Consider the following 25,009-nt stretch of genomic DNA (forward strand, 5'->3'; position numbering starts at 1 on the left):
TTATATTGCATTTAAAAAGAAACATTAATACCACCGGAAATGGTTCGCATAGCCGGATAGCGGTAATAAGTGATACCTGTAATTCCCTGTTCAGGGTCTAATCCCTGATTCCGATGAATCGTGAATAGATTATCTCCTTGTACATATACCTGCACTTCTCCTAAAGCAAGTCTGTTAATCCATTGTTTGGGCAATGTATAAGAAAGTGTCAGATTCTTTAGACGCATATAGGAGTTATTCTGCAAGAAACGAGTAGAAGTCGAATTCCAATTGTTAGAAGTTGTACTCAAAGCCGGCACATCTGTATATTGGTTTTCAGGAGTCCACCGCCTTAGAATTTCTGTAGACCAATCACGTCCTTCCAAACTACCATTGTGTAGAATCATTGTTATATCACGATTGTAGATATATCCACCAATGCTATATGCAAAGACTGCCGAAAGATCAATACCTTTCCATGAAAGTGAAGTATTGAACCCACCATATACTTTTGGGAGCGAAGATTTATTAATGTAATAATCACTTGCTTTAGAATAATCGTTGGTAGTAGTACGACCTATTACATTATCATTGGCGTCTTTAAGATTTTGATACCACAATGGATCTCCGTTTTCGGGATTCACTCCCGCCCACTCTTTCATATAGAAGTCATAAACCGAACGACCTACTTGCAATTTATTCACTCCGCTTTGAGGCATATCCTTCAATGGAAGTTCAGTTACCTTGTTCTTATAGTGAGTCAAATTTATACCGAGCTTCCAAACCCAACCGTTTTGATTGATAATGGTTCCATTCAGTACCAATTCAATACCAGTATTTTTCAACGCTCCCACATTCTCATCAATCGTGTTATATCCCAGAGAAGGTGCTATCGGGCGGGCATATAACAAATCTTTCGAACGTCGTTGAAAAAAATCAAACGACCCTGAGAAACGGTTGTTGAACAGAGAAAAGTCAAGACCTAAATTAAAGTTCAGGTTAGTCTCCCATTTCAAGTTAGGAGTTGCCATACGACTTGAAACCAGCGCATTCTCACCCAGATTTGAAACAATTGCATAAAGTCCTTTGCTTGCATAATACGTACCCAGATTATCATTACCCTGTGCACCATAACTCATTTTTAAAGTTAATGCAGACAACCAGTCGGTAGTAGCTAACATAAAACTCTCACGGTCTATACGCCAGGATGCACCTAATGACCAGAAGTTACCCCAACGTGTTCCAGGGGCAAACCGGGAAGAACCGTCGCGGCGGTAAGAAGCCGAGAAGAAATATTTATTCTGATAATCATATAATAACTGTGACAGATAACCTACCAATGCGTAATCTATGCGATACCCCGACCCTCCTGTCAGTTGAGAACCAACTACCAATTCCGGCATATCAGGTTGTGACATTTTTGAACGGGAAGCTGTCAGTTCATCATAACGATAAGAATAGGCTTCCATTCCCGCCAGAATATTGAAATGATGATCACCAATCGTTTTATCGTAAGTGGCAATATTATTCCAAGTCCAGGAGAAAGTCCTCGAATTAAGGCGACTTGCTCCACCACCGTTTATGGCTGCGGGACCCAATTTGATATTCGTATAATCTAATGTATTATAGTTGATCAAATCGAAGTTGAAACTCGTCTTGAACTTCAGTCCTTCGATAATAGTTGCTTCCAGAAACGTACGACCGGAGAATTCATCTTTCATCCGTTCGGACTTATCCGTTGGTAATGTAGCTGGTAAGTTCCAGTTTGCCATGGATCCTGAAGGACGATATGAACCGAAATCATAAATATGATCACCTTTTTCATCCAACCGATAGCTTCCGTCAGCATTTCTTTCATAAATAGGATAAAAACCGGGCATCGTACGTCCCGCAGTAATCACATTACTGGTTTTGGAGTCTGAAGATACCGGATAATTTTGCATCGAATGGGCAAAACTTAAGTTAATACCCCCCTTCAACCAAGAAGTCATTTCACTTGTTACATTGGAACGCAAATTGAAACGTTGATAACCGGATTCGAGTGCAATACCTTTATCATTCAGATATCCTGCCGAGAAAAAGTATTGATTGGATTTACCACCACCGGACACGCTCAAATTCAGCTCCGTTCGAAGAGCCTGTTGCTCCATGGCATCACTCCAACTGGAATTCCACAACGGACGTGCACCATTCACTAGTTTACCATCTGTACCGACAGGTTGAGAATATTGCGGACCATAAGGATTCGGACCGTCTCCCATCAACTTGGTAACCAAATCTTTGGAAGCCTGTATAGCTGCAGTTGCAAGGGTATAATCGGAACTACTAGCATATTGATTTCTAAGTGCCTCCCAATATAGTTCAAAATATTGATTAGTACTGACACGGTCGTAATCACGGACAGCACGATTGGAACCTCCCAAAGTAGCTTTTATCTTTACTGTTGGTTTAGACTCCTGCTGACCTTGTTTCGTTGTGATAATAATTACACCGTTAGCACCACGCGAACCATACAAAGCAGCAGAGGCAGCATCTTTCAATACTGTCATAGAAGCTATATCATCGGGATTAATAGAATTGACACTACCATCGAACGGAACCCCATCTACTACATATAGCGGAGCACTGGAAGCATTGATAGAACCGATACCGCGAATACGGATCTCTGCGTCGGTACCCGGCTGACCGCTGGCTGCACTAGCCTGCACCCCGGATACTGTCCCCTCAAGTACACGTGAGATACTTGAAGTTTGGAGTTTTTCAATTTCTCCGGCTTTCATCATTGAAGCCGCTCCTGTAAAACTATACTTTTTGGCCGTAGCGTATGCTACCACCATCACTTCGTCCAGCTCTTTGCTTTCCGCTTCCATAGTAACATTAATCGTGTTTCGGCGGTCCACTGCTTGTTCAACAGTTCTCAAACCGACAAATCGAAATATCAATGTTCCATTCGCCGGAACTTCAATTGAATATTTTCCATCAATATTGGTGATTGTACCGGTAGAAGCACCTTTTACTTGCACAGAAACCCCCGGTAAAGGTTCACCGTCAGAGCTAACCGTACCCGTTACACGTCTTTCTTGCTGTACTCCCGCATATACTATATTTCCCGCACAGAGCAAAAGAAACACTATTAATAGACGTAAATAGATTCTCATAATTTTGTGGTTTAGGATTTATTTGCTTGCTGTAACTAACAGTGCAGTTAAGTTTTTTGTTTAGGAAACAAAACATTTTTTAGATGATTATTAGCATAAATCCAAGAAAGGTCGTACTTTCGTAAAACGAATTAAGCCCAACTGGCAAAAAGAATCACATGATAAAACGGTTTGTTCTTTATCTTTTTCTATTTATGTCGTTCTCCCTACAGGCTCAGACTGAGAGGAAGGATACACTTGTCTGCAACAGTGAACAAACAGATACCATCCCTGCCAAATTCGGAACTATTAAAAGAGTTATCAAGAAGTTCCTGAATTTGAGTGATTTTGATACAATTTATATCAGTCCTAATCGTTACAATTACGCACTAATGGTCACTCATTTCAGTAATTTCGAATATTATTCCGTCACCAGCAATCAGCCTCATCCGCAGAAACTGAGTTTCTCACCCAATCCTCACAATAAGATCGGACTTTACTTCGGTTGGCGATGGATTTTTCTTGGGTGGTCTTTCGACGTAGATGATATCTATCGGGAGACAAAGCGTAAGAATAAAGGGACTGAATTCGACCTGAGTCTTTATAGTTCCAAATTTGGTGTGGATATCTTCTACCGCCGTACGGGTAACAATTATAAAATTCATAAAATTAAAGGATTCCCGCAAGAAATTCCAACAAACTATACAGCCAACTTTAATGGAATGACAATGGATATAAAAGGATTGAATCTATACTATATATTTAATAATCGCAGATTCTCCTATCCGGCAGCTTTCAGTCAATCAACCAATCAACGTCTTAACGCTGGTTCATTCATTGCCGGTTTTTCAATCTCCAAGCACAATCTGGATTTTGAATATACACAACTGCCGGAAATTCTTCAAAAGTATATGAACTCCGGAATGAAAGTACAAAAAATTAAATATACAAATGCCAACATCAGTTTCGGCTACGCCTACAACTGGGTCTTTGCACGTAACTGCCTGGCTTGTCTTTCTCTCACTCCTGCCATTGCTTATAAAGCATCCGACGTAGATGCAGAAGTCCGCGAAGGAAAAAAATGGTATGGCAAATTTAATCTGGATTTTCTTATTCGCGCCGGTATTGTCTACAACAATGGAAAATACTTTGTAGGCACTTCATTTGTCGGAAAGAACTATAATTATCATCGTGACAATTTCTCTCTCGACAATGGTTTCGGGACACTTCAGATATATGCGGGATTCAATTTCAATCTACGCAAGCAGTATCGGAAAAATAAATAAAGATTTGCTTATCCGTAGATTCTTTGTACATTTGTCACGTTCTATTAAAAAAAGGACATGAACCTGATGAAGAAACAATATCCCATAAACACTACACGTACTCTTTCCCGTTTCCAATACTGGGGCAGAAAGAACTATGCTGCTTTTGCTAGTTTGGGACGTGAATTTCAGATTGGTCATCTACATACCAATGTGATAGATATTGCACTTCTGAAACAGGATGTCAAAGTAACTATCTCATCCCAAACATTTATGACACTTAAAGAAATCAAAGACCAGGTATTGGCAGGGATCGACATATCGCCCGAGCAAGCTGCCTGGCTTGCCAACATGGCGGATGGCGATGCGCTCTACGCTGCCGCACACGAGATTACTGTCGCACGTGCTTCACACGAATTCGACATGTGTTCCATCATTAATGCCAAGTCCGGCAAGTGCCCGGAAAACTGTAAATGGTGTGCACAATCCTCCCAGTATCAGACCAAGGCCGATATTTACGATCTCCTCCCCGCAGAAGAATGCCTCCGACAGGCAAAATACAACGAAAATCAAGACGTCAATCGTTTCTCTCTGGTCACGAGCGGACGAAAACCTTCTCCCAAACAGATTACTCAACTTTGTGATACAGTAAGTCATATTCGAAAACATTCGTCTATTCAACTTTGCGCTTCTTTAGGCTTACTCAATGAAGATGAATTAAAGGCACTTCATGACGCAGGTATTACCCGTTATCACTGTAATCTGGAAACAGCTCCCTCCTACTTTCCGCAACTTTGTTCCACTCATACGCAAGAACAGAAATTGGCAACTCTTGAGGCTGCACGCCGGGTAGGTATGGATATTTGCTGTGGAGGTATCATCGGTATGGGTGAAACGTTGGAACAACGTATTGAATTTGCTTTTGCTCTTGCAAAACTCAATGTTCAGTCTATTCCTATCAACCTGTTAAGTCCTATACCGGGTACTCCGCTCGAAGCAGAACAACCTTTACGTGAAGAAGAAATATTAAGGACTATTGCATTATTCCGGTTCATTAATCCCACGGCATTTCTGCGTTTTGCGGGAGGACGTTCGCAACTCAGCAAAGAAGCTATGCAAAAAGCATTGTATATAGGGATCAATTCGGCGATTGTCGGTGATTTGCTCACTACTCTAGGCTCTAAAGTATCGGATGATAAACAATTGATCCTGAAAGAAGGCTATCATTTTGCCGATTCACAATTCGATCGGGAACATTTGTGGCATCCTTATACTTCTACAACGGACCCGCTTCCTGTGTATAAAGTGAAACGGGCAGATGGTGCAACCATCACACTGGAAAGCGGACAGGAACTGATTGAAGGAATGTCTTCCTGGTGGTGTGCAGTGCATGGATATAACCATCCGGTACTCAATCAGGCAGCGAAAGATCAGTTAGATAAAATGTCTCATGTCATGTTCGGAGGATTGACACACAATCCGGCAATAGAATTAGGTAAGTTACTACTTCCCTTGGTTCCCCCTTCTATGCAGAAGATTTTCTATGCAGATTCGGGATCGGTAGCGGTTGAAGTCGCTATGAAAATGGCTGTTCAGTATTGGTATGCTGCAGGAAAATCCGAGAAAAACAATTTCGTAACAATCCGATCCGGTTATCATGGAGACACGTGGAATGCCATGTCCGTTTGTGATCCGGTCACCGGAATGCACAATCTATTCGGAACGTCTCTTCCGATTCGTTATTTTGTTCCTTCCCCTGTTTCTAAATTTGGGAAAGAGTGGCAGCCGGCAGATATTGAACCGTTACGAAAAGTGATTGAAGAGCATTCCAATGATTTGGCAGCACTGATTCTGGAACCGATTGTTCAAGGAGCAGGTGGTATGCGGTTCTATCATCCACAATATCTGAAAGAGGCCTCCCGCCTTTGCCGGAAACATAATATTCTGGTTATTTTCGATGAAATAGCTACGGGATTCGGACGTACCGGGAAACTCTTTGCGTGGGAACATGCTCAGGTAGAACCGGATATTATGTGTATCGGCAAGGCACTGACAGGAGGTTATATGACACTATCTGCTGTATTGGCTAGTAACCGGATAGCCGATACAATCTCTAATCATGCACCGGGAGCCTTTATGCACGGACCTACTTTTATGGGTAATCCGCTTGCTTGTGCCGTGGCTTGTGCTTCCGTACAGTTATTAATAGATTCCGGTTGGCAGGAGAATGTAAAACGAATAGAAGCACAATTGAACGAAGAATTAGCACCCGCTCGCAAACTTCAGCAAGTAGCCGATGTACGAGTATTGGGAGCTATCGGAGTCATTGAAACCAAACAGCCCGTAAATATGGCGTATATGCAACGTCGTTTTGTTGAAGAAGGAATCTGGGTACGTCCATTTGGAAAACTCGTTTATTTGATGCCTCCATTTATTATCACTGACTCTCAATTAAGTAAACTGACCTCCGGATTGCTTAAGATAGTAAAAGAGATGTAGGAGACGATAAAAGCTATGTGTATTAAAAACTATTTTAATCAATTGGTATCATTAACTCATAACCTCATAAATAAGTGTAGTCTATTTATTATGCCCCGGAGTGTAATATTTAGCCGACTTACTTCCTGTTACCTTCTTAACTTGTCCGGGAGGTATCGACTTCTCTTTATGAGGTTTTACTCTTACAGATACACACGATACAGTACTTAAGCACAGAGTTATAGCAAATAGAATTAAAAGCAACCTAGATTTCATAATTTTATGAGTTTAATAAAACGAATATAGTAAAATAACCCTGAATGAGCATGATTGTTCATGTTACAAGAAATGGTTCAGAAGTAATATAGATATGATTTTGAGATCAACTAATAACCAGAGTATAGAAAAAAACTAGTTATGCTAATGAATATTTATTAATTATGTAAAAAGCTATCATATGAGTGATTTTATCAATTCAATACAACTAGAATTACAAACCTTAAAAGAGAAAAGGAATTTCCGCTGCCTTCCTCAACTTATTCACGACAAGAGAGAAGTTGAAGTGAACGGACAGCGAATGCTGAACCTCTCTTCCAATGATTATTTGGGGCTAGCGAACGACTTATCTCTAAGAAATGACTTTTTAGGAACCTTAACTCCTCAAACATTTCTGCCAACTTCCTCTTCTTCACGTCTACTGACAGGCAATTTTACTGCCTATCAAGAATTGGAACAACAATTAGCAGATATGTTTGGTACAGAAAGTGCATTAGTATTCAATAGCGGTTATCATGCAAATACCGGAATTCTTCCGGCTATCAGTGATATCAATACATTGATTTTGGCAGATAAATTAGTTCACGCCAGCCTGATAGATGGTATCCGTCTATCAGCAGCAAAGTGTATTCGGTATCGGCACAATGACTTAACACAATTGAAAAGATTAATAGAAGGAAATCACAATCACTTTGATAAAATCATCATCGTTACCGAAAGCATCTTCAGTATGGACGGTGACGAAGCAGATCTTTCAACTTTAGTCAAGTTCAAACAGAACTATTCGAATGTCCTATTATATGTCGATGAAGCTCACGCTTTCGGTGTACGCGGAGAAAAAGGGTTAGGCTGTGCCGAAGAACAAAACTGTATAAACGATATAGATTTTCTGGTTGGAACTTTCGGAAAAGCAATCGCTTCTGTAGGTGCTTATGTCGCTTGTCGCAGTGTGATACGCGATTACCTCATCAACAAGATGAGGACATTTATTTTCACAACAGCCCTCCCTCCTGTCAATGTGCAATGGACTTCTTTTATTTTAGAACGCTTATCCGGTTTTCAGGAAAAGAGACAACATTTACTGCAAATTAGCCGAAAGCTTAAAGAAGCACTCACTTGCAGAGAATATGTTTGCCCTTCTGTCAGCCACATTGTACCTATGGTGGTAGGCGACAGCAAAGATGCTATACTCAAAGCAGAAGAACTTCAACGAAAAGGATTTTATGCTTTGCCTGTTCGCCCGCCGACAGTTCCTGAAGGGACTTCACGTATCCGTTTTTCATTAACAGCAGATATCACTGAGAAAGAAATGGATGAATTAACTAATTCTATTCTTAACAAATGATACAGAAGTTTTTAATCAAAAAAGACCAGCCACATCTGATTCTCTTCTTCGCAGGTTGGGGCATGGATGAAACGCCATTCCAACAGATTCATTCCAACGGTTGCGATTGGATGATTTGTTATGACTACCGTTCATTGGATTTTGACGATACTCTTATTCAGAAATACTCTCATATCACACTGGTTGCCTGGTCAATGGGTGTATGGGTAGCCTCACAAATGATGCAACGGCTTCCCCATCTACCAATTGTCCATAGTGTTGCTATCAACGGTACACTTTATCCAATAGACGACACACGAGGTATTGCACATTCAATCTTTGAAGGAACACTTCAAGGCTTGAATGAACAAACACTACTTAAATTTCAAAAAAGAATGTGTGGGTCGGTCATTGAATACAAAGAGTTTCTGATGGTAGCTCCCAAACGCACTGTGGAAGAATTAAAAGAAGAATTAGCTGCCATTCAGCATTCGTATTTAACTTTGCCACCTTCTTCCTTTACTTGGCAGAAAGCCATCATCGGAAAGAATGACCGGATTTTTTCTACGGAAAATCAACGGCAAGCTTGGAAAGACAAAGTGGATCTGATAGAAGAAACAGATGCCGCGCACTATCAGAAAGATTTTTTATTTTAATATCAAATAGCTTATTTTCAAACATTTAGTAGCAACAAAAAAGTTACTTAATTATCGAAATATTGGCTATTAATAGTTGAGAAATCAGCCATTAATAGCTGAGAAATAGAGTATTAATAGCTGATAAATTGACTATTAATACTCAACAAATGGATAAATAATAGCCTTCACAAGCCTAAAAAAACTAGTGGAAGTAAAGTATGATATTGCAAATCAAGTGTAAAACTTTAATTATTGCTCATGGATAAATCATTGATTGCCGAACGCTTCTCTAAAGCCATCACCACCTATTCTCAGGAAGCAAATGTGCAAAGGTTAATTGCTGACAAGATGATTCACCTTCTTCAGGAACATTTGTCCACTCCTTGTCCGAATGTCATCGAATTTGGCTGTGGAACCGGAATTTATTCCCGTATGTTGCTCCAAAATCTGCGTCCAAAGTCCCTGTTATTGAATGACCTTTGCGAAGATATGAAATATTGCTGCGAAGATTTATTAAAGGAACAGCAAGTAGCCTTTCTTCCGGGAGATGCAGAAACCATTTTTTTTCCTAATAGTAGTTCATTGATCACTTCCTGCTCAACACTGCAATGGTTTGAATCTCCCGAAAAGTTTTTTCAGAGATGCAACACTTTGCTCAACGAACAGGGTTACTTTGCCTTCAGCACATTTGGAAAAGACAATATGAAAGAGGTTAGAGAACTTACCGGAAATGGACTTCCTTACCGTTCCCGAAAAGAGTTGGAAGGAGCCTTATCACCACACTTCGATATCTTGCACTCGGAAGAAGAAATCATCCCCCTCCGCTTCGAGAATCCAATGAAAGTGCTTTATCATTTGAAACAAACCGGAGTAACCGGACTATCAATACCTGTACCCTTGCATACGGAACAAGATCATAAAATAAAAGAACATCTCTGGACACGTGGTGACCTGCATCACTTTTGCGAATGCTACACCCGGCAGTTTAGTCAAGGCAGTACTGTATCCCTAACATATCATCCAATTTATATTATAGCAAAGAAAAAAAAAGTATGAAACAGAATGTATATTTTGTAAGCGGTATCGACACCGATGCCGGTAAAAGTTATGCCACCGGTTTCCTGGCACGCGAATGGAACAATAGCGGAAAGAGAACCATCACACAAAAGTTTATCCAAACCGGAAATGTTGGTCATTCCGAAGACATCGATCTGCACCGACGTATTATGGGAATCCCTTTTACACAAGAAGACAAGGAAGGACTAACCATGCCGGAAATCTTTTCTTATCCGGCTTCTCCCCATCTTGCCGCCCGTCTGGACAACCGTCCCATCGACTTCGACAAAATCAAACGTTCCACACAGGAATTGAGTGAACGCTATGACTATGTACTACTTGAAGGAGCAGGCGGTCTTATGGTACCTCTGACAACAGAATTCCTGACTATCGACTACATTGCTCAAGAACAATATCCATTGATCTTTGTCACTTCCGGTAAATTGGGCAGTATCAATCACACCCTTCTAAGTTTGGAAGCTATACAAAAACGTGGTATCACACTAGATACGGTGCTTTATAATTTATATCCTACTGTAGAAGATAAAACGATTCAACATGATACCATGGAGTTCATTCGTACTTATCTGGAAAAGAATTTTCCGAGTACCAAATTTCTTTTAGTACCTGAGATTTCTAAGATTTAAATACTAAGCATATCAAAATTAGCTGTCAATATGAGAATACTCATTTTGTAAGTACAACCATTAGGAAGTTTAAAAAAAACTTCTCAATGGTTATTTTTAATCATTGGGAAGTTTTTTTTAAAGATTGAGAAGCTTTTATACTAAAAACATATCCAACTATAAATAAAAAAGTTCTTTGTCATCCCTCATATTTTTCATTATATCACTTATAATCATGATAATAAAAATAATCATGATAATAAAAAGAAGATAATGTTTTGTTACTTTCTTCATTTACCATCTGTTTTCAACCAGAAAAGCCAGAATACTTTCTTAACACCTTAACTAAGCTCTCTTCGGAAATAGGTTTAGTAACAAAATCATTGCAGCCTGCTTCTAATGCTTTTTCTTTATCAGCTTCAAATGCATAAGCTGTCAATGCTATAATCGGAACATCTTTAGAATACGAACGAATGATGTGTGTAGCATCCAATCCATTCATACGAGGCATTTTGATATCCATTAGAATCAAATCGGGCTGATATTCCTTATACATCTCCACAGCCTCCATTCCATCTTTAGCCCATAATAATGTATAGTCCTTCCCTATCAAGTTCTTTACAAGGATGAAATTGCTTTCTACATCCTCGGCTATCAAAATCTTCTTTATCCGTTGCGGTTTCTTTATAAAACTATCTTCCTGCTTTTCTTCCGACACTTCTGAAACTTTTATCCGCTCACGGTCTTTATCTTTAAAAGGTATAGTAAAATAGAAAGTAGAACCTTTGCCCAATTCAGAGGTAGCTCCGATTTCTCCACCTATCTTTTCTATAATCATTCGACAAATAGCAAGTCCAAGCCCTGTACCTTGAGCAAAAGAGTTTAGTTTAACAAAACGATCAAAAATATGGTTTATTTTATCCTGTGCCACTCCAATACCGGTATCCTTTACATAGAAATAAATATAATCCTTTCTTATTTCAAAACCATAACGAATTTCACCGGAATAAGTGAACTTGCTTGCATTCGTGATAAAGTTAGTTATGACCTGCATTATACGGTTATAGTCTCCTTCAATCAACAAGTTTTCCTCTTGATTATCTAAATATAATGTCACTCCTTCCTGTACTCGTCCTTTATGAACTTCAAATATCGTACGACACAATTCTCCCAAATTCATTGGACGCTTGGTATACTCCAGCGTACCTGCTTCAATCTTGGATAAATCTAAGATATCATTAATCAACTGTAGCAGTATATCAGAATTCTGATTGATAATGTCTGAGTAAGTTTGCTCATCCTCTGGTGTTTCTGCTGAAGGCAGTAATTTAGAAAAGCCAACAATGGCATTTAAGGGAGTACGTATTTCATGGCTCATGTTAGCAAGAAAAGCAGTTTTTAGCCTATCAGATTGCTCGGCTTTGAGTCGCGCCTTCACCAATTCCTGTTCAATATTCTGGAGACTCGTAATATCCCAGGAAATACCAATCAACAGAGGTTTGCGCCCTTCCATTGGGACCAATGTTTTCAATGTTTGTACAATGCGAGCTTCCCCCTTGGCAGAGATGTATGTTTCCTGCATTTCGAGGGGTTCATGCGTGCGAAGTACTTCCAAATCATCCTGATGAAATTTTACTGCATCTTCATGTTCGGGAAAAACTTCGGCATCAGTATGTCCGATGGCTTTAGATGCAGGTATTCCCGAATGCTCAGTAAATGCTCTGTTCCAATATAAATATCTGAATTCATCTTCCGGGTCCTTCACAAACAGATAAACAGGGATATTATTTAAAATACCTTCAAGCAAAGCATTCAGTTCGCGAAGTTCATCCTGTTTCTTGATAACATCTGTTATATCTTGAGTAAACAACCAGATTAGCTCTTCATTATCCTCCTCAATCAGAAAAGTGGAAACCTGATGCACTCCTATTTTCTCACCATTTTTTCGTATATAGCCGGCTCGATAAGAAAAGCTACCGCCATTATCACGTATGTCCTGAAGGCGGTCTTGCCAGGCTTCAGGAGTTTTCATAGAAATAGGTAAGTCGTATATCTTTTGTGTACCCAATTGTTCGGTGACACCATACTCTTCTATAAATTGCCTATTGGCATATATCAATGTACCATCAACTGACACAGCAAGAATACTATCACTTACTTTATCAAGCACTCTTTTAAAAATTTCTAACTGACGCTGAGTTGTAATTCGCTCGGTAATGTCACGACACATAATCAATACGTATTCCTCTTCCAAAGGAAAAATACGATTTTCATAATAATGACGTACGCCATCAATTTCCAGTTCGTGATGTGCTATCGAAACAGTTCCTGTAGAAATTACTTTTTGTAAATTGGAATGTATATTCTGATATGCTTCGGGAGGAACCATATCGCACATTCGCATTCCTTCAAAATCTTTATTTGATAGTCCTACATGATTGGTTTGCTCATTCGACACAACTTCCACACCGACCTCATCATGTGTGAAAACAGTCAACATATCCGGAAGTGAATCTAATATCTTAACCGCATATTTCTCTCTAAAAGTAATAGGAATCGACTCTTCCAGAAAGGAGAGTTTCTTCTTTAATTGTGCATTCTCCTCTCTAAGTGCTTCTAACTGCTCTTCGAGTGTTGTTTTCGTTTGTTCACTATCCATAAGATATCGAAATGATAATTATATTCTTAGTGGTCAAATATAGAGAAAAGTTTTAATAATAAATACATTATAAGATTTTTTTCATGAAAAATTTCCGTATGGACCGAATAAGTTACGGTTTTACATACGGAAACTTTAGCTAGAACTAATTCAGACTAATAAATACCCCAAAAAAGATCATTCAATTACCATAATCCGATCGTTCAATCCCACTTTCATATTACCTTCTACAAATACCTCTTTTACTATTCCGTCTGTCGTGGAACGAATCTCGTTTTCCATTTTCATGGCGACTAATACACAAAGAGGATCTCCTCGTTTCACGTCATCTCCTTTCTTGACGTATGTCTTCAGGATAACTCCCGGCATTGGCGCTTGCACTACCTGACGCCCCACAGTTTCAGTAGCAGCACGAGCATTATGTATTTTCTCCATTTCTCCTTGCAGTTCAATCTGGTAAAGTTCTCCCTTATTCATGATTGTATATGAATTATTGGAAGAAGGAGAAATTTGTACTCCATGTGAATGATGATCAATAATAATGGAATGAATGGAGTCACCTCCCACGTTATAATCAACCTCATAAACTTTGCCATTGACTGCAATCTTTTTGATCGGTCCGTCTTCCAGAATTTCTACCTTATATTCAGTATCGGGCATATCCAGAAGTTTGGCATAATATGTAGCTAATGTTGTACCCATATTCATATCATTTTAATACTCCAATTAGTAATTGTTGGCAGTCATTTGCAACTTACCGTAATACTTCCAAAGAGATTCACCTACTACCGGAAGCGTAGTTGCCCGGGAAGCAGCTTCTTTCTCTCTTTCGTAATGCCTCACTGCAGCCGCAATGACAGCCACTGTCGGATCGGTATTCTGGCGCCGTTTCAAGTCCTCTTTATCAAAACGGGTATCGATAAAAGTGGTATCATACTTTCCTTCCAAAAAAGCTGCGTTCTTCAAAACCCGTTGATGGAAAGGAATAGTAGTCTTAATGCCCAATATTTTATACTCCCGCAAAGCACGAGCCATATTCGAGATAGCCGAAGCACGGGTACGTCCCCAACAACAAAGCTTGGCAATCATCGGGTCGTAATGTAGGGAGACTTCAAATCCGGCATAAGCCGCACTATCCAAACGAAGATTACGGCCTTCGGGAGCTTCACGAACTGTTATTACTCCGGGCGAAGGCATAAAGTTATTCTCAGGGTCTTCTGCATAAATACGGCATTCGATAGCTGCTCCATTAAATTTGATGTCCTCTTGTTTATAAGGTAACGGATTGCCGGCAGCAACGGTTATCATATCGCGTACCAGATCCACTCCTGTACATTCTTCCGTTACAGGATGTTCCACCTGTAAGCGGGTATTCATTTCGAGGAAGTAGAAATTTTGATCTTTATCCATCATAAACTCCAATGTCCCTGCACTGTAATAGCCGATTCTCTTGCAAGCTTCGACTGCTACTTTCAGCATATTCTTCCTAGTTTCTTCTTTCACAAAAGGAGACGGTGATTCTTCGATCACTTTCTGATTACGACGTTGAATAGAACATTCACGCTCATAAAGATGGACTACATTACCATATTTATCACCCATTATCTGTACTTCAATATGATGCGGATTCTCGATATATTTTTCAATATAGACGGCATCATTACCAAAAGATGTTCCCGCTTCGGATTGCGACAGGCGAAGAGCTGTTTCCACTTCATCTTCCGAACGAACCAGTCGCATCCCTTTTCCTCCGCCTCCGGCAAGAGCTTTCAACATAATAGGATAACCAACCTCTTTAGCAACTTTCTTTACTTCATCTATACCTTGTACAGGAGTCTCCGTTCCAGGGACAATCGGCAGTCCGGCTTCACGCATGATTTTACGTGCCTCGGTCTTGATTCCCATTTTGGCAATAATATCAGCACTGGGACCAATAAAGATCACTCCTTCTTCTTCGCAACGACGGGCGAAATCTGCATTCTCCGACAAGAAACCATATCCCGGATGAATAGCCGCACCTGTTTTCTTCGCAATCGACAATATCAATTCCGGTTTCAAATAAGAAGTATCTTCCGGTGAATCGGAAATACAGTAAGCTTCTTCCGCATAACGAACGTGCAAAGCTCCACGATCTACATGAGTATAAACAGCTACCGTTGAAATATTCATCACCCTGCACGTACGAAAGATACGCATAGCTATTTCACCCCGGTTAGCAACTAATATTTTCTTGATCATATTTTTCTCCTTTCATCTCTTAAAGTGGAATATTGGAATGTTTCTTAGGTGGATTAGACTGACGTTTATTGGCAAGCATCTCGAAACTGCGAATCAATTGCAGGCGGGTGACTGCCGGATCAATAACTTCATCTATATAACCTAACTCTGCTGCCCGATAGGGATTAGCAAACTTCTCACGATACTCTTCCTGAAGTTCTTTCCGTTTCGTTTCGGGAGACTGGGCTTTATCTATTTCTTTCCTGAACAAAATATTAACAGCACCATCCGGTCCCATTACAGCAATTTCTGCTGTTGGGAAAGCCAGATTTACATCACCACGAATATGTTTGGAACTCATCACATCATAAGCACCTCCATAAGCTTTACGAGTGATTACTGTGACTTTTGGAACCGTAGCTTCACAATAAGCATAAAGCAGTTTGGCACCATTGCGAATAATGCCACCGTATTCCTGATCCACTCCCGGAAGAAATCCCGGTACATCGACCAATGTCAGTAATGGTATATTAAATGCATCGCAAAAGCGGACAAAACGGGCAGCTTTGATAGAAGCATTAATATCCAATGTTCCTGCCAACACCAATGGCTGATTAGCTACAACTCCCACCGTCTTCCCATTCAGGCGAATATAACCGGTAACAATATTCGGTGCAAACTCCGATTGAAGTTCAAAGAAGCTATTATCATCCGCTACAGATTCTATCATTTCCTTCATATTATAAGGTTGATTCGGATTGGTAGGAACCAAATTAGAAAGCTCAGGTGTCAAGCGCGTAGGCGAATCACTGGTAGCTACAAAAGGTGGTTCTTCCATATTATTTCCCGGAAGATAGGATATCAATTCCCTGATATAATTAATACATTCAATATCATTTTCTGCTGAAAGATGGGCAACACCCGATTTTGTCATATGAACGCCGACTCCACCCAGATCCTCTTTGCTAACCTCTTCTTGTGTCACACTCTTCACCACATCCGGACCGGTAATGAACATATAACCGGAATTCTTCACCATCAGAATAAAGTCTGTCAATGCAGGTGAATAAACAGCACCTCCTGCACAAGGACCCATAATCGCACTGATCTGTGGTATGACTCCTGAAGCCATAGAATTACGAAGAAAGATCTCAGCATATCCTGCCAAAGAACGTACTCCTTCCTGAATACGGGCACCTCCGGAATCGTTTAATCCAATGATAGGTGCTCCCATTTGCATAGCCATATCCATCACCTTGCAAATCTTCTTGGCGTGTGTTTCCGAAAGAGCTCCTCCAAATACGGTAAAGTCCTGCGCAAAAACATACACTAAGCGTTTTCCAATCATACCGTAACCGGTAACTACACCATCTCCTGCAAATTTTTGTTTTTCCATACCGAAATCGGTACAACGATGAGTCACCAATTTATCCAACTCAATAAACGAACCCTTCTCTAAAAGCAAATCAATACGTTCACGGGCCGTCAGTTTACCCACTGAATGTTGTTTCTCAATACGGGCATCTCCACCCCCTTTTTCAGCTTTTCTGTTTAGTTCTTCCAGGTTTTTGATAAGCTCTTTCATAGGCTGTGTATATTTAAAGTAACGTGTAAATGTAATCAGTAATAAATTGAATAGTTGTCATCTGGATTATACGATGATATTCTTAATATAAGAAACGTTTCTCCTTTATAATTTGTTAGCATTTATGCCCTTAAACATCTTTCTTCTTCCATTTAGAAATCTTTTTTGCGGGTTACCTCAACAAAGTCCCTTGGTCAGGTGTTTATCGCTTATCATTTTAATAAAACCAAGACCCTAACGAAAATGAGAACAATTAAATTCTTACTAGCAGTTGGTTTCCTGCTCGCTTTTGGTACAAGCATTCATGCACAAGTACAACGTAATGAAACCTATCTACCCAAATTTGCCATTAAGACAAACGCTTTGTATTGGGCGACTTCCACCCCCAACCTGGGAATTGAGATCGCACTTTCCAAAAAACTGACTCTTGATGTATCGGGTAATTACAATCCCTGGAAATTCGGAAACGACCGTCAAATCAAACATTGGCTGGTCCAACCGGAATTACGCTATTGGCTTTGTGAACGTTTCAACGGTAGTTTCTTTGGCCTGCACGGTCACTATGCAGATATGGATGTCAGTAACCTGAATATATTGGGCATGGGACATGACCGTTATGACGGAAACTTGTATGGAGCAGGTATTTCATACGGATATCAATGGATTATCAGCAAACGTTGGAGCATGGAAGCCACCATTGGAGTCGGCTATGCTCGCGTAGAGTATGATAAATACGCCCGAGGTGATGGAGGTGAAAAGATAGGACATAACACTCGTAACTATTTCGGTCCAACCAAAATCGGTCTAAGCTTTATTTATGTCATCAAATAATCAAAACTTTTAAAACTTACAATGATGAAAAAGAAACTTATTTATCTTATCATAGTTCTTGTAGCCGTCATAGCACCGGCTCATGCACAAAAATTCATGAATGATGCGCTCACTCTTTCGAATGTGACTTTATGGCAACAGGGTGAATCATTATACATAGGAATGACGATGGATATGAAAAACCTCACCGTAGGTTCGGCAAGAAGCTTAAGTCTCGTTCCCTTATTGACGGACGGACAACACAATGTTCCTTTGCAGGAAATTGTTATCAACGGAAAAAGACGTGAGAAAGCATATATCCGCGGGCTGGCTATCAGTAAACAGGAGCCAACGGCTATCATCGTCCCTTATAACAAACGGGAAACGTTCAACTATACTCAGGTTATTCCTTATCAACCTTGGATGGCAAACGCTTCTTTGCAATTGGTAGAGACATTATGCGGATGTGGTAATTATCAGGAAATGACAGCTCAGGAATTGATTACGAACGATGTTTCTACGGAAGCAAAACGATTGAGTGCCATGTCGCCATTGATTGCCTATATCCAACCGACAGTAGAAGTGGTAAAAACGCGTAGCGAACAGTATGAAGCTCATCTGGATTTCCCTGTCAATAAATATGTTATCTTGACAGATTTCATGAATAACCATACTGAACTAGTGAATATTCATTCTATGTTCGACAAAATTCAGAATGATAAGAACCTGACAGTAACAGGAATTAGTATTGAAGGTTTTGCTTCTCCGGAAGGTCCCTTGGCGTTCAATGAACAACTTTCCAAGAAACGTGCAGTCGCTTTGAAGGACTTTCTGGTAAAAAATGAAAAAGTTCCTGCCAATGTATATAATGTAACTTTTGGTGGTGAAAACTGGGATGGTCTGGTGAAAGCTCTTGAGGCTTCTTCTATGAAAGACAAAGAAACTTTCCTGAATATTATCAAGAATACTACTGACGACGTGAAGCGCAAACAGGAAATTATGCGTGTAGGTGGTGGCGTTCCTTATCGTACCATGTTGAAAGAAATCTATCCGGGATTGCGTAAAGTAAATTGCAAAATTGACTATACTGTTATCAATTTCGACGTAGAACAGGGACGCATCATCATCCGTGAGAATCCGAAATATTTGAGTTTAAATGAAATGTATCAGGTAGCAAACAGCTATCCGAAAGGTAGCAAGGACTTTGTAGATGTATTTGACATTGCCGTACGTATGTATCCGAATGATCCGGTTGCCAACCTGAATGCAGCAGCTGTCGCTTTATCTATGAAGGATTTAAATACAGCAGTGAAATTTATGGAAAAAGCAGATCATGCTACTGCTGAGTTCTTAAACAATACAGGTGTATATAATTTCCTGAACGGCGATATCCAACGTGCTAGAGCAGCTTTCGAACAAGCAGCTAAGATGGGCAATGAAGCAGCTCAGGCAAACTTGCAACAATTGCAACAAATCCTTAATATGAAAATGAAATAAATAGAAAAAACATTTTATTCAGCAGACCAAATGAGACGTTCGTTTGTTATACCTTTAACAAACGAACGTTTCACTTTTTTAAATCTGATAGTTATGACTCTAATCCTTGCTATGATTCCGGTACTTCTATTGATAGTCTTAATGGCATTCTTCAAAATGTCAGGTGATAAAAGTAGCATCATATCTCTTCTTGTTACTATACTTATCGCTCTTTTTGGCTTTTCTGTCACTGTAGACAATCTGTTGTTCTCATTTATCTATGGAGCATTGAAGGCCGTTTCACCTATCTTAATCATTATTCTGATGGCCATTTTCAGCTATAATGTCTTACTGAAAACACAGAAGATGGAAATTATCAAACAACAATTTTCATCCATATCTACAGATAAAAGTATTCAGGTATTGCTATTGACTTGGGGATTCGGTGGTTTATTGGAAGCAATGGCCGGATTCGGAACGGCGGTTGCTATTCCGGCAGCTATATTAATCAGTTTAGGATTTAAGCCTATTTTTTCGGCTACTGTCAGTTTGATTGCCAATAGCGTAGCTACTGCTTTCGGTGCCATTGGAACTCCTGTATTAGTATTGGCTAAAGAGACAAACTTGGATGTTCTGCAATTGAGCACGAACGTGGTGCTACAACTCTCTGTGCTCATGTTTCTGATTCCTTTTGTTTTACTTTTCCTCACTGATTCTAAGGTGAAATCACTTCCAAAAAATATATTCCTTGCTTTATTGGTGGGAGGTGTTTCTCTATTCGGACAATACGTGGCAGCGAAATATATGGGAGCAGAATCTCCGGCTATTATCGGCAGTATCTTATCGATCATCGTCATCGTTCTCTACGGAAAACTGACTGCATCCAAAGAAGAAAAGGAACGAAAGAGTACGCTTAAAACCAAAGACATCCTCAATGCCTGGAGTATCTACCTATTGATTCTATTCCTTATTATACTGACTAGTCCTCTTTTCCCCGAATTGAGGCATACACTTGAAAATAACTGGATTACCAGAATCAGCCTTCCTATCAATGCTTCTACCGTTAATTATACTATTTCCTGGCTTACGCATGCAGGAGTTTTACTATTCATTGGTACTTTCGCCGGAGGATTGATACAGGGGGCAAAAGTCAAAGAGCTGTTTGTCGTCCTTTGGAATACAGTGAAACAACTAAAGAAAACATTCATTACCGTCATTTGTCTGGTCGGACTTTCAACCATCATGGATACATCAGGAATGATTGCTGTTATCGCCACTGCACTAGCAACAGCTACCGGAAGTTTGTATCCGCTCTTCGCTCCGGTAATCGGATGTTTGGGAACATTTATCACCGGTAGTGATACTTCTTCCAATATTCTTTTTGGTAAACTGCAAGCCAGTGTAGCCGGACAGATTCATGTCAGCCCAGATTGGTTATCAGCTGCTAATACAGTCGGTGCTACCGGAGGAAAGATCATTTCTCCGCAAAGTATCGCTATTGCTACTTCTGCGGGAAATCAACAAGGTAAAGAAGGGGAAATACTGAAAGCGGCGATCCCATACGCATTGGTTTATGTTGTGATTACGGGAATTATTGTATATATATTTAGTTAATTGTTCCAACTGCAAGACTTCAATTCCAAGTACCGAAACATTTGGTTACAACCTATATTTTTTTTAGTTGCAACTGAGTGAAACCAAAAGTACATATTGATGAGTAAAAATTATATTGTATCTTAGAATTAAAAATAATTAAGTGACAATAATAAGACGTATCTTTTTCGTTTAACAAATGAATGCTTACACCATAACAAACATATAGTGTCACTATATCAACAGAATAGTGACACTATTTCAATTCATTAACTATCAATGGGAAATTTCGCTAAATGTTTCAGTCAAATCGCCATTTACAAACCCTTCTATTTAGTTTATCTTTGCATTATCAAAAAACAAAAACAATGAGTATGATGTTATTTAAAAGCTTATTAAGTGCCTTTGCCATGGTGGTAGCAACCACAGCTTGTGCAAGCAATAGCGGAGAAATTAAAAAGAGTGATAAACCAATAAAGGAGGAAAACAAAATGGAAATAGTAGCATTAAATAAAGCTGAATTCTTGAAGAAAGTATACAATTATGAAGCCAATCCCAATGAATGGAAGTTCGAAGGAAGTCGTCCGGCAATAGTCGATTTCTATGCAACATGGTGCGGACCATGTAAAGCTATGCATCCCATCTTAGAAGAAATTAGTAAAGAGTATAGTGGTAAAGTAGACGTTTATCAGATTGATGTAGACAAAGAAAAGGAGTTGGCAAGTGCATTCGGTATCCGGAGTATTCCTACTTTATTAATGATTCCGATGAACGGAGATCCGAGAACTATTCAAGGAGCTATGCCCAAAAACCAATTAAAGAAAGCCATCGATGACTTTCTTTTAATACAGAAGAACGAAACTAAATAATCATTCCATTTTTTCTCGTTATGATGTGACTCTCTATCAATTCTCTTGTGATTGATAGAGAGCTATTTTCGTTTATTCATCACAAACCCCTCAAAAAAATCATCCCGATAACTGTTACCGATAGCAATTTCATACGACTTAATAAATATATCATTATTATCGAATGAATCAATATAATCTGTATTGACAATATAGGATTTATTCACTCGTAAGAAAAGATGTTTGGGCAACAACTCGAATATCGATTTCAAGCTCATACGGGTAATGATACGCTGCTCGTCCAACTGCAAAATAACGTAGTCTTTCAAACCTTCAATAAACAAAATATCAGAATAATTGACTTTGAAATATCTACGCTCTGCTTTCACGAAAAAATATTCGGCAGCGGTAATCGTTTCAATGGCTTCCTTTTCTTCCTTCAATAACAGGGAATGGTAAGAGAATGCCTTATCGAGTGCTTTCTTAAAACGCTCCGAATCAACAGGCTTAATCAGATAGTCAATTGCATCTACCTCGTAACTATCCAATGCGTACTCCGCATAGGCGGTAGTAAAGATTACTAATGTTCTTTTGGAGATTGTCCGGGCAAATTCCAATCCTGTAATTCCAGGCATCTGTATATCCAGGAAAACCAGATCGACAATATGCTGTTCCATAAAATCAGAAGCAGTAGCCGCACTATTAAAACTTCCTACCAAATGAAGGTTTACCGATTCTTCTATCAATAATTGCATGGCTTCACGTGCCAACGGCTCATCATCTACAATGATACAATTCATAATATTATACTTAAAATTACAGTATACTGATTTTCATTCTCTTTCTGCTTCCATTCATAGCGATCGGGGTATAATAACTGCAGCCGACGTCGAATATTGGCAAGGCCGATTCCTCCAACTTTACTGTTACTGACAGAAACTGCGGGTATGGAATTTTCACAATAGAACTTCAGCATCCGATCATCTACTTTAAAAGAAAGATGCACATACGAAGGTTGCTCACTATCAAAACTATATTTCACTGCATTCTCTACAAAAGGAATAAACAATAATGGCTGAATCCAAATAGATTCGATATCCCCCTCCTGCTCCAAAGTAAACTGGAAATGATCCCGGCGTATCTTTTCAAGGTTCAGATAATCGTTTAGAAAACGAATATCGGAAGCCAACGAAACGATCTCTCGTGAACTATCATTGATTTGATATCTCAATAAGTCTTCTAGTTTGAAAAGCACTTTGGATGCTTCTTCCGGATTCCGTTTGATCAGTACATTCGCATTATTGAGCATATTAAAAAGGAAATGCGGATTGATCTGACGTTTGAGATATTTCAATTCTGACTCCAACGTAGTAGATTCAAGTTCATCAACACGCAGATTATAACGAAGCCAATGGCTGAATAACAACAAGGCAGTTGTCCCCATCGTAATAAAACCAATAGTAAGTATCCCCGAAAAAGTATTGATGAAAACAGCAAATCCGTCCGGATTCTTACCGGGTATAATCACTTCAAAAAGCAAACCTTGTGAAACTGACAGGTAGAAAATTACTACCATATTCACTGCAATAGCTCCTAAGAAATATTTTCCTAAACGGTTTTTTAACAGAAAACGGGGAACCAGTAGATAAAGATTAGCATAAATTACCATATTCAAAGAAGTAAAATATGCTAACCACCCCAAAAAACGCCTCCCAAAAGAAACGTTCTGTAATGGCTCGTACCAAAATATATTAACTGTGATCAGCAAAACTACAGCCTGCAATGCCAACTGTCTGTATATCCGATAACGAGGACTTAACAAGAAAGCAGTTATACTTCTATCAATCTGTTCCCTACTGTCTACAATTCTATGATTCATATATTCATTATCCACTGTCCTTATATCTACGTTTTTAGCATTCAGGTTTTCATCATTCGCCTCTCTTTTCATAACACACCTCCTTTCAATTCCAACCGTATTCCCTCTGCCTTCAACAACAATTCATGACGAGCATCATACAACAGGTTAAGTCTCTGCCGAATTCGGTTCAGTCCTTTATCTGCCGAAAGATTGACTCCCGGACAAAAACAAGTGAATATAATTGTATCTCTTTCTACCTTCAAATGTATTTTCAAAGCAACCGAATTTGTAGCCTGTTGTTGAGTGATCTGCTCTACAGCATATTGCACAAATGGAATAAAAAGTAAAGGTGAAACTAATACCCTATTTACTTCTCCTTCTGAAGTAAGTTCATAATCGAACCGGGATAGATAAATTTGTTTCAACTGCAAGTAATTAGTAAGAAAAGTAAGTTCACCACTCAACAAGACTTTCCCACGGCTACAATCATACAACTGATAACGAAGCAATTGACTTAATTGCATCAATATCTTCGACGTTTTTTCGGGTTCAGTCAATGTCAGTATTCCCGAATAGTGTAAGGTATTAAAAAGGAGTTCCGGACTTACCTGTTCCTTCAACTGCTCTACTTCTGAAAGAATATGTGCTTTTTCCAATTGGGAAACACGCTGATGTTCTATCATCCATTCTTTCAAAAGTACGGTCATTGTACCTCCTATCATACAAAGGGTAGACAATATAAAAGAAGAGAGATAATCTATCACTGTAGACGTTTTATAATAAATACCATTCGTATAAATTTCGAGCCAATGAACAAATATATTGTATTCAATGACCATCTGTATCGATAATGCCACTAACATTGCAGCAGAAAGTAATGACAAATAAGTCACATAACGTCTCTTCAACAGATACTTTGGAAACAACCAAAAGAGATTAAAGCAAACAATGATCATATAGGTAAGTAAATATATGAAGGTAAGTCCATAAATCCACCCTCCCATTTTATCCCGATAATCCAGATAAATAATAAAGACCTGATTGAAAGAGATGATCCCTAACACAATAATAAGAATCAGATATCTTGCCCATCGAAGTTGCGGACTAACAAGAAAACGGTATAAAAAATTGGAATCGTTACCTAGAGTTATTTTAGTGACCATATACTTTATTTTAAAGTA

General features: G+C 39.3%; 18 protein-coding genes. 10 read left to right on the plus strand and 8 right to left on the minus strand.

The annotated features are described in order from the left end of the window. Window positions 1–11 precede the first annotated feature (11 nt). A complete protein-coding gene (locus PHO71_RS08115; protein WP_300201481.1) occupies window positions 12–3,137 on the minus strand; it encodes a TonB-dependent receptor in 3,126 nt (1,041 codons plus the stop codon). A 158-nt stretch (window positions 3,138–3,295) separates the two neighbouring features. On the opposite strand from PHO71_RS08115, the gene PHO71_RS08120 reads away from it, so the two are divergent. The 6 genes from PHO71_RS08120 to bioD all read left to right on the plus strand — a co-directional run bounded on the left by PHO71_RS08120 (window position 3,296) and on the right by bioD (window position 10,800). Continuing rightward, the gene (locus tag PHO71_RS08120; protein WP_300201484.1) at window positions 3,296–4,402 is read left to right on the plus strand and encodes a DUF4421 domain-containing protein; all 1,107 of its coding nucleotides are present in this window, start codon (window positions 3,296–3,298) and stop codon (window positions 4,400–4,402) included. 66 nt (window positions 4,403–4,468) lie between these two features. After that, the gene (gene bioA / locus PHO71_RS08125; RefSeq protein ID WP_300201487.1) at window positions 4,469–6,880 is read left to right on the plus strand and encodes an adenosylmethionine--8-amino-7-oxononanoate transaminase; all 2,412 of its coding nucleotides are present in this window, start codon (window positions 4,469–4,471) and stop codon (window positions 6,878–6,880) included. A gap of 436 nt (window positions 6,881–7,316) precedes the next feature. Continuing rightward, on the plus strand, window positions 7,317–8,480 hold the full coding sequence (locus PHO71_RS08130; RefSeq protein ID WP_300201490.1) for an 8-amino-7-oxononanoate synthase: 1,164 nt from the start codon (window positions 7,317–7,319) through the stop codon (window positions 8,478–8,480). Beyond that, window positions 8,477–9,115, plus strand: a complete 639-nt coding sequence (locus PHO71_RS08135; RefSeq protein ID WP_300201493.1) for a pimeloyl-ACP methyl esterase BioG family protein — start codon at window positions 8,477–8,479, stop codon at window positions 9,113–9,115. Before PHO71_RS08130 ends, PHO71_RS08135 begins: the two co-directional genes overlap by 4 nt. A 240-nt stretch (window positions 9,116–9,355) precedes the next feature. Then, entirely contained in the window at window positions 9,356–10,153 is a 798-nt protein-coding gene (bioC, locus tag PHO71_RS08140) for a malonyl-ACP O-methyltransferase BioC (protein ID WP_300201496.1), read from the plus strand. Further along, window positions 10,150–10,800, plus strand: a complete 651-nt coding sequence (gene bioD / locus PHO71_RS08145; protein WP_300201499.1) for a dethiobiotin synthase — start codon at window positions 10,150–10,152, stop codon at window positions 10,798–10,800. Before bioC ends, bioD begins: the two co-directional genes overlap by 4 nt. A 286-nt stretch (window positions 10,801–11,086) precedes the next feature. Here the strand turns inward: bioD and PHO71_RS08150 are convergent, their stop codons facing one another. The 4 genes from PHO71_RS08150 to PHO71_RS08165 form a co-directional block, all read right to left on the minus strand. After that, on the minus strand, window positions 11,087–13,438 hold the full coding sequence (locus tag PHO71_RS08150) for a PAS domain-containing protein (RefSeq protein ID WP_300201502.1): 2,352 nt from the start codon (window positions 13,436–13,438) through the stop codon (window positions 11,087–11,089). 177 nt (window positions 13,439–13,615) lie between these two features. Beyond that, window positions 13,616–14,140, minus strand: a complete 525-nt coding sequence (locus tag PHO71_RS08155) for a biotin/lipoyl-containing protein (protein ID WP_300201505.1) — start codon at window positions 14,138–14,140, stop codon at window positions 13,616–13,618. A 24-nt stretch (window positions 14,141–14,164) separates the two neighbouring features. After that, window positions 14,165–15,676: an acetyl-CoA carboxylase biotin carboxylase subunit gene (gene accC / locus PHO71_RS08160; protein WP_300201507.1), complete on the minus strand. Its 1,512-nt coding sequence runs from the start codon at window positions 15,674–15,676 to the stop codon at window positions 14,165–14,167. Window positions 15,677–15,695: 19 nt separating this feature from the next. Continuing rightward, window positions 15,696–17,240 carry an acyl-CoA carboxylase subunit beta gene (locus PHO71_RS08165; RefSeq protein ID WP_300201510.1) on the minus strand — a complete coding sequence of 515 codons (1,545 nt, stop codon included), beginning with the start codon at window positions 17,238–17,240 and terminating at the stop codon, window positions 15,696–15,698. A gap of 243 nt (window positions 17,241–17,483) precedes the next feature. Here PHO71_RS08165 and PHO71_RS08170 point away from each other — a divergent pair, with 243 nt between their 5' ends. From PHO71_RS08170 to trxA, 4 genes are all read left to right on the plus strand, one after another. Then, window positions 17,484–18,071, plus strand: coding sequence for a DUF3575 domain-containing protein (locus PHO71_RS08170; RefSeq protein WP_300201513.1), 588 nt, complete (start codon window positions 17,484–17,486; stop codon window positions 18,069–18,071). 24 nt (window positions 18,072–18,095) lie between these two features. After that, complete coding sequence (locus PHO71_RS08175; protein WP_300201644.1) at window positions 18,096–19,547, plus strand: DUF3868 domain-containing protein; 1,452 nt, start codon at window positions 18,096–18,098, stop codon at window positions 19,545–19,547. Between the two features lie 93 nt (window positions 19,548–19,640). Further along, entirely contained in the window at window positions 19,641–21,140 is a 1,500-nt protein-coding gene (locus PHO71_RS08180; RefSeq protein WP_300201516.1) for an L-lactate permease, read from the plus strand. A 353-nt stretch (window positions 21,141–21,493) separates the two neighbouring features. Continuing rightward, the gene (gene trxA / locus PHO71_RS08185) at window positions 21,494–21,988 is read left to right on the plus strand and encodes a thioredoxin (RefSeq protein ID WP_300201519.1); all 495 of its coding nucleotides are present in this window, start codon (window positions 21,494–21,496) and stop codon (window positions 21,986–21,988) included. Window positions 21,989–22,050: 62 nt separating this feature from the next. Here the strand turns inward: trxA and PHO71_RS08190 are convergent, their stop codons facing one another. The 3 genes from PHO71_RS08190 to PHO71_RS08200 form a co-directional block, all read right to left on the minus strand. Further along, window positions 22,051–22,767 carry a LytTR family DNA-binding domain-containing protein gene (locus PHO71_RS08190; protein WP_300201522.1) on the minus strand — a complete coding sequence of 239 codons (717 nt, stop codon included), beginning with the start codon at window positions 22,765–22,767 and terminating at the stop codon, window positions 22,051–22,053. Next, window positions 22,764–23,846: a sensor histidine kinase gene (locus PHO71_RS08195; protein ID WP_300201647.1), complete on the minus strand. Its 1,083-nt coding sequence runs from the start codon at window positions 23,844–23,846 to the stop codon at window positions 22,764–22,766. Before PHO71_RS08195 ends, PHO71_RS08190 begins: the two co-directional genes overlap by 4 nt. Before the next feature lie 68 nt (window positions 23,847–23,914). Beyond that, a complete protein-coding gene (locus tag PHO71_RS08200; protein ID WP_300201525.1) occupies window positions 23,915–24,991 on the minus strand; it encodes a sensor histidine kinase in 1,077 nt (358 codons plus the stop codon). Window positions 24,992–25,009: the final 18 nt, after the last annotated feature.

The organism is Bacteroides sp. (assembly GCF_028690125.1).
In the GTDB taxonomy this organism is placed as follows: domain Bacteria; phylum Bacteroidota; class Bacteroidia; order Bacteroidales; family Bacteroidaceae; genus Bacteroides.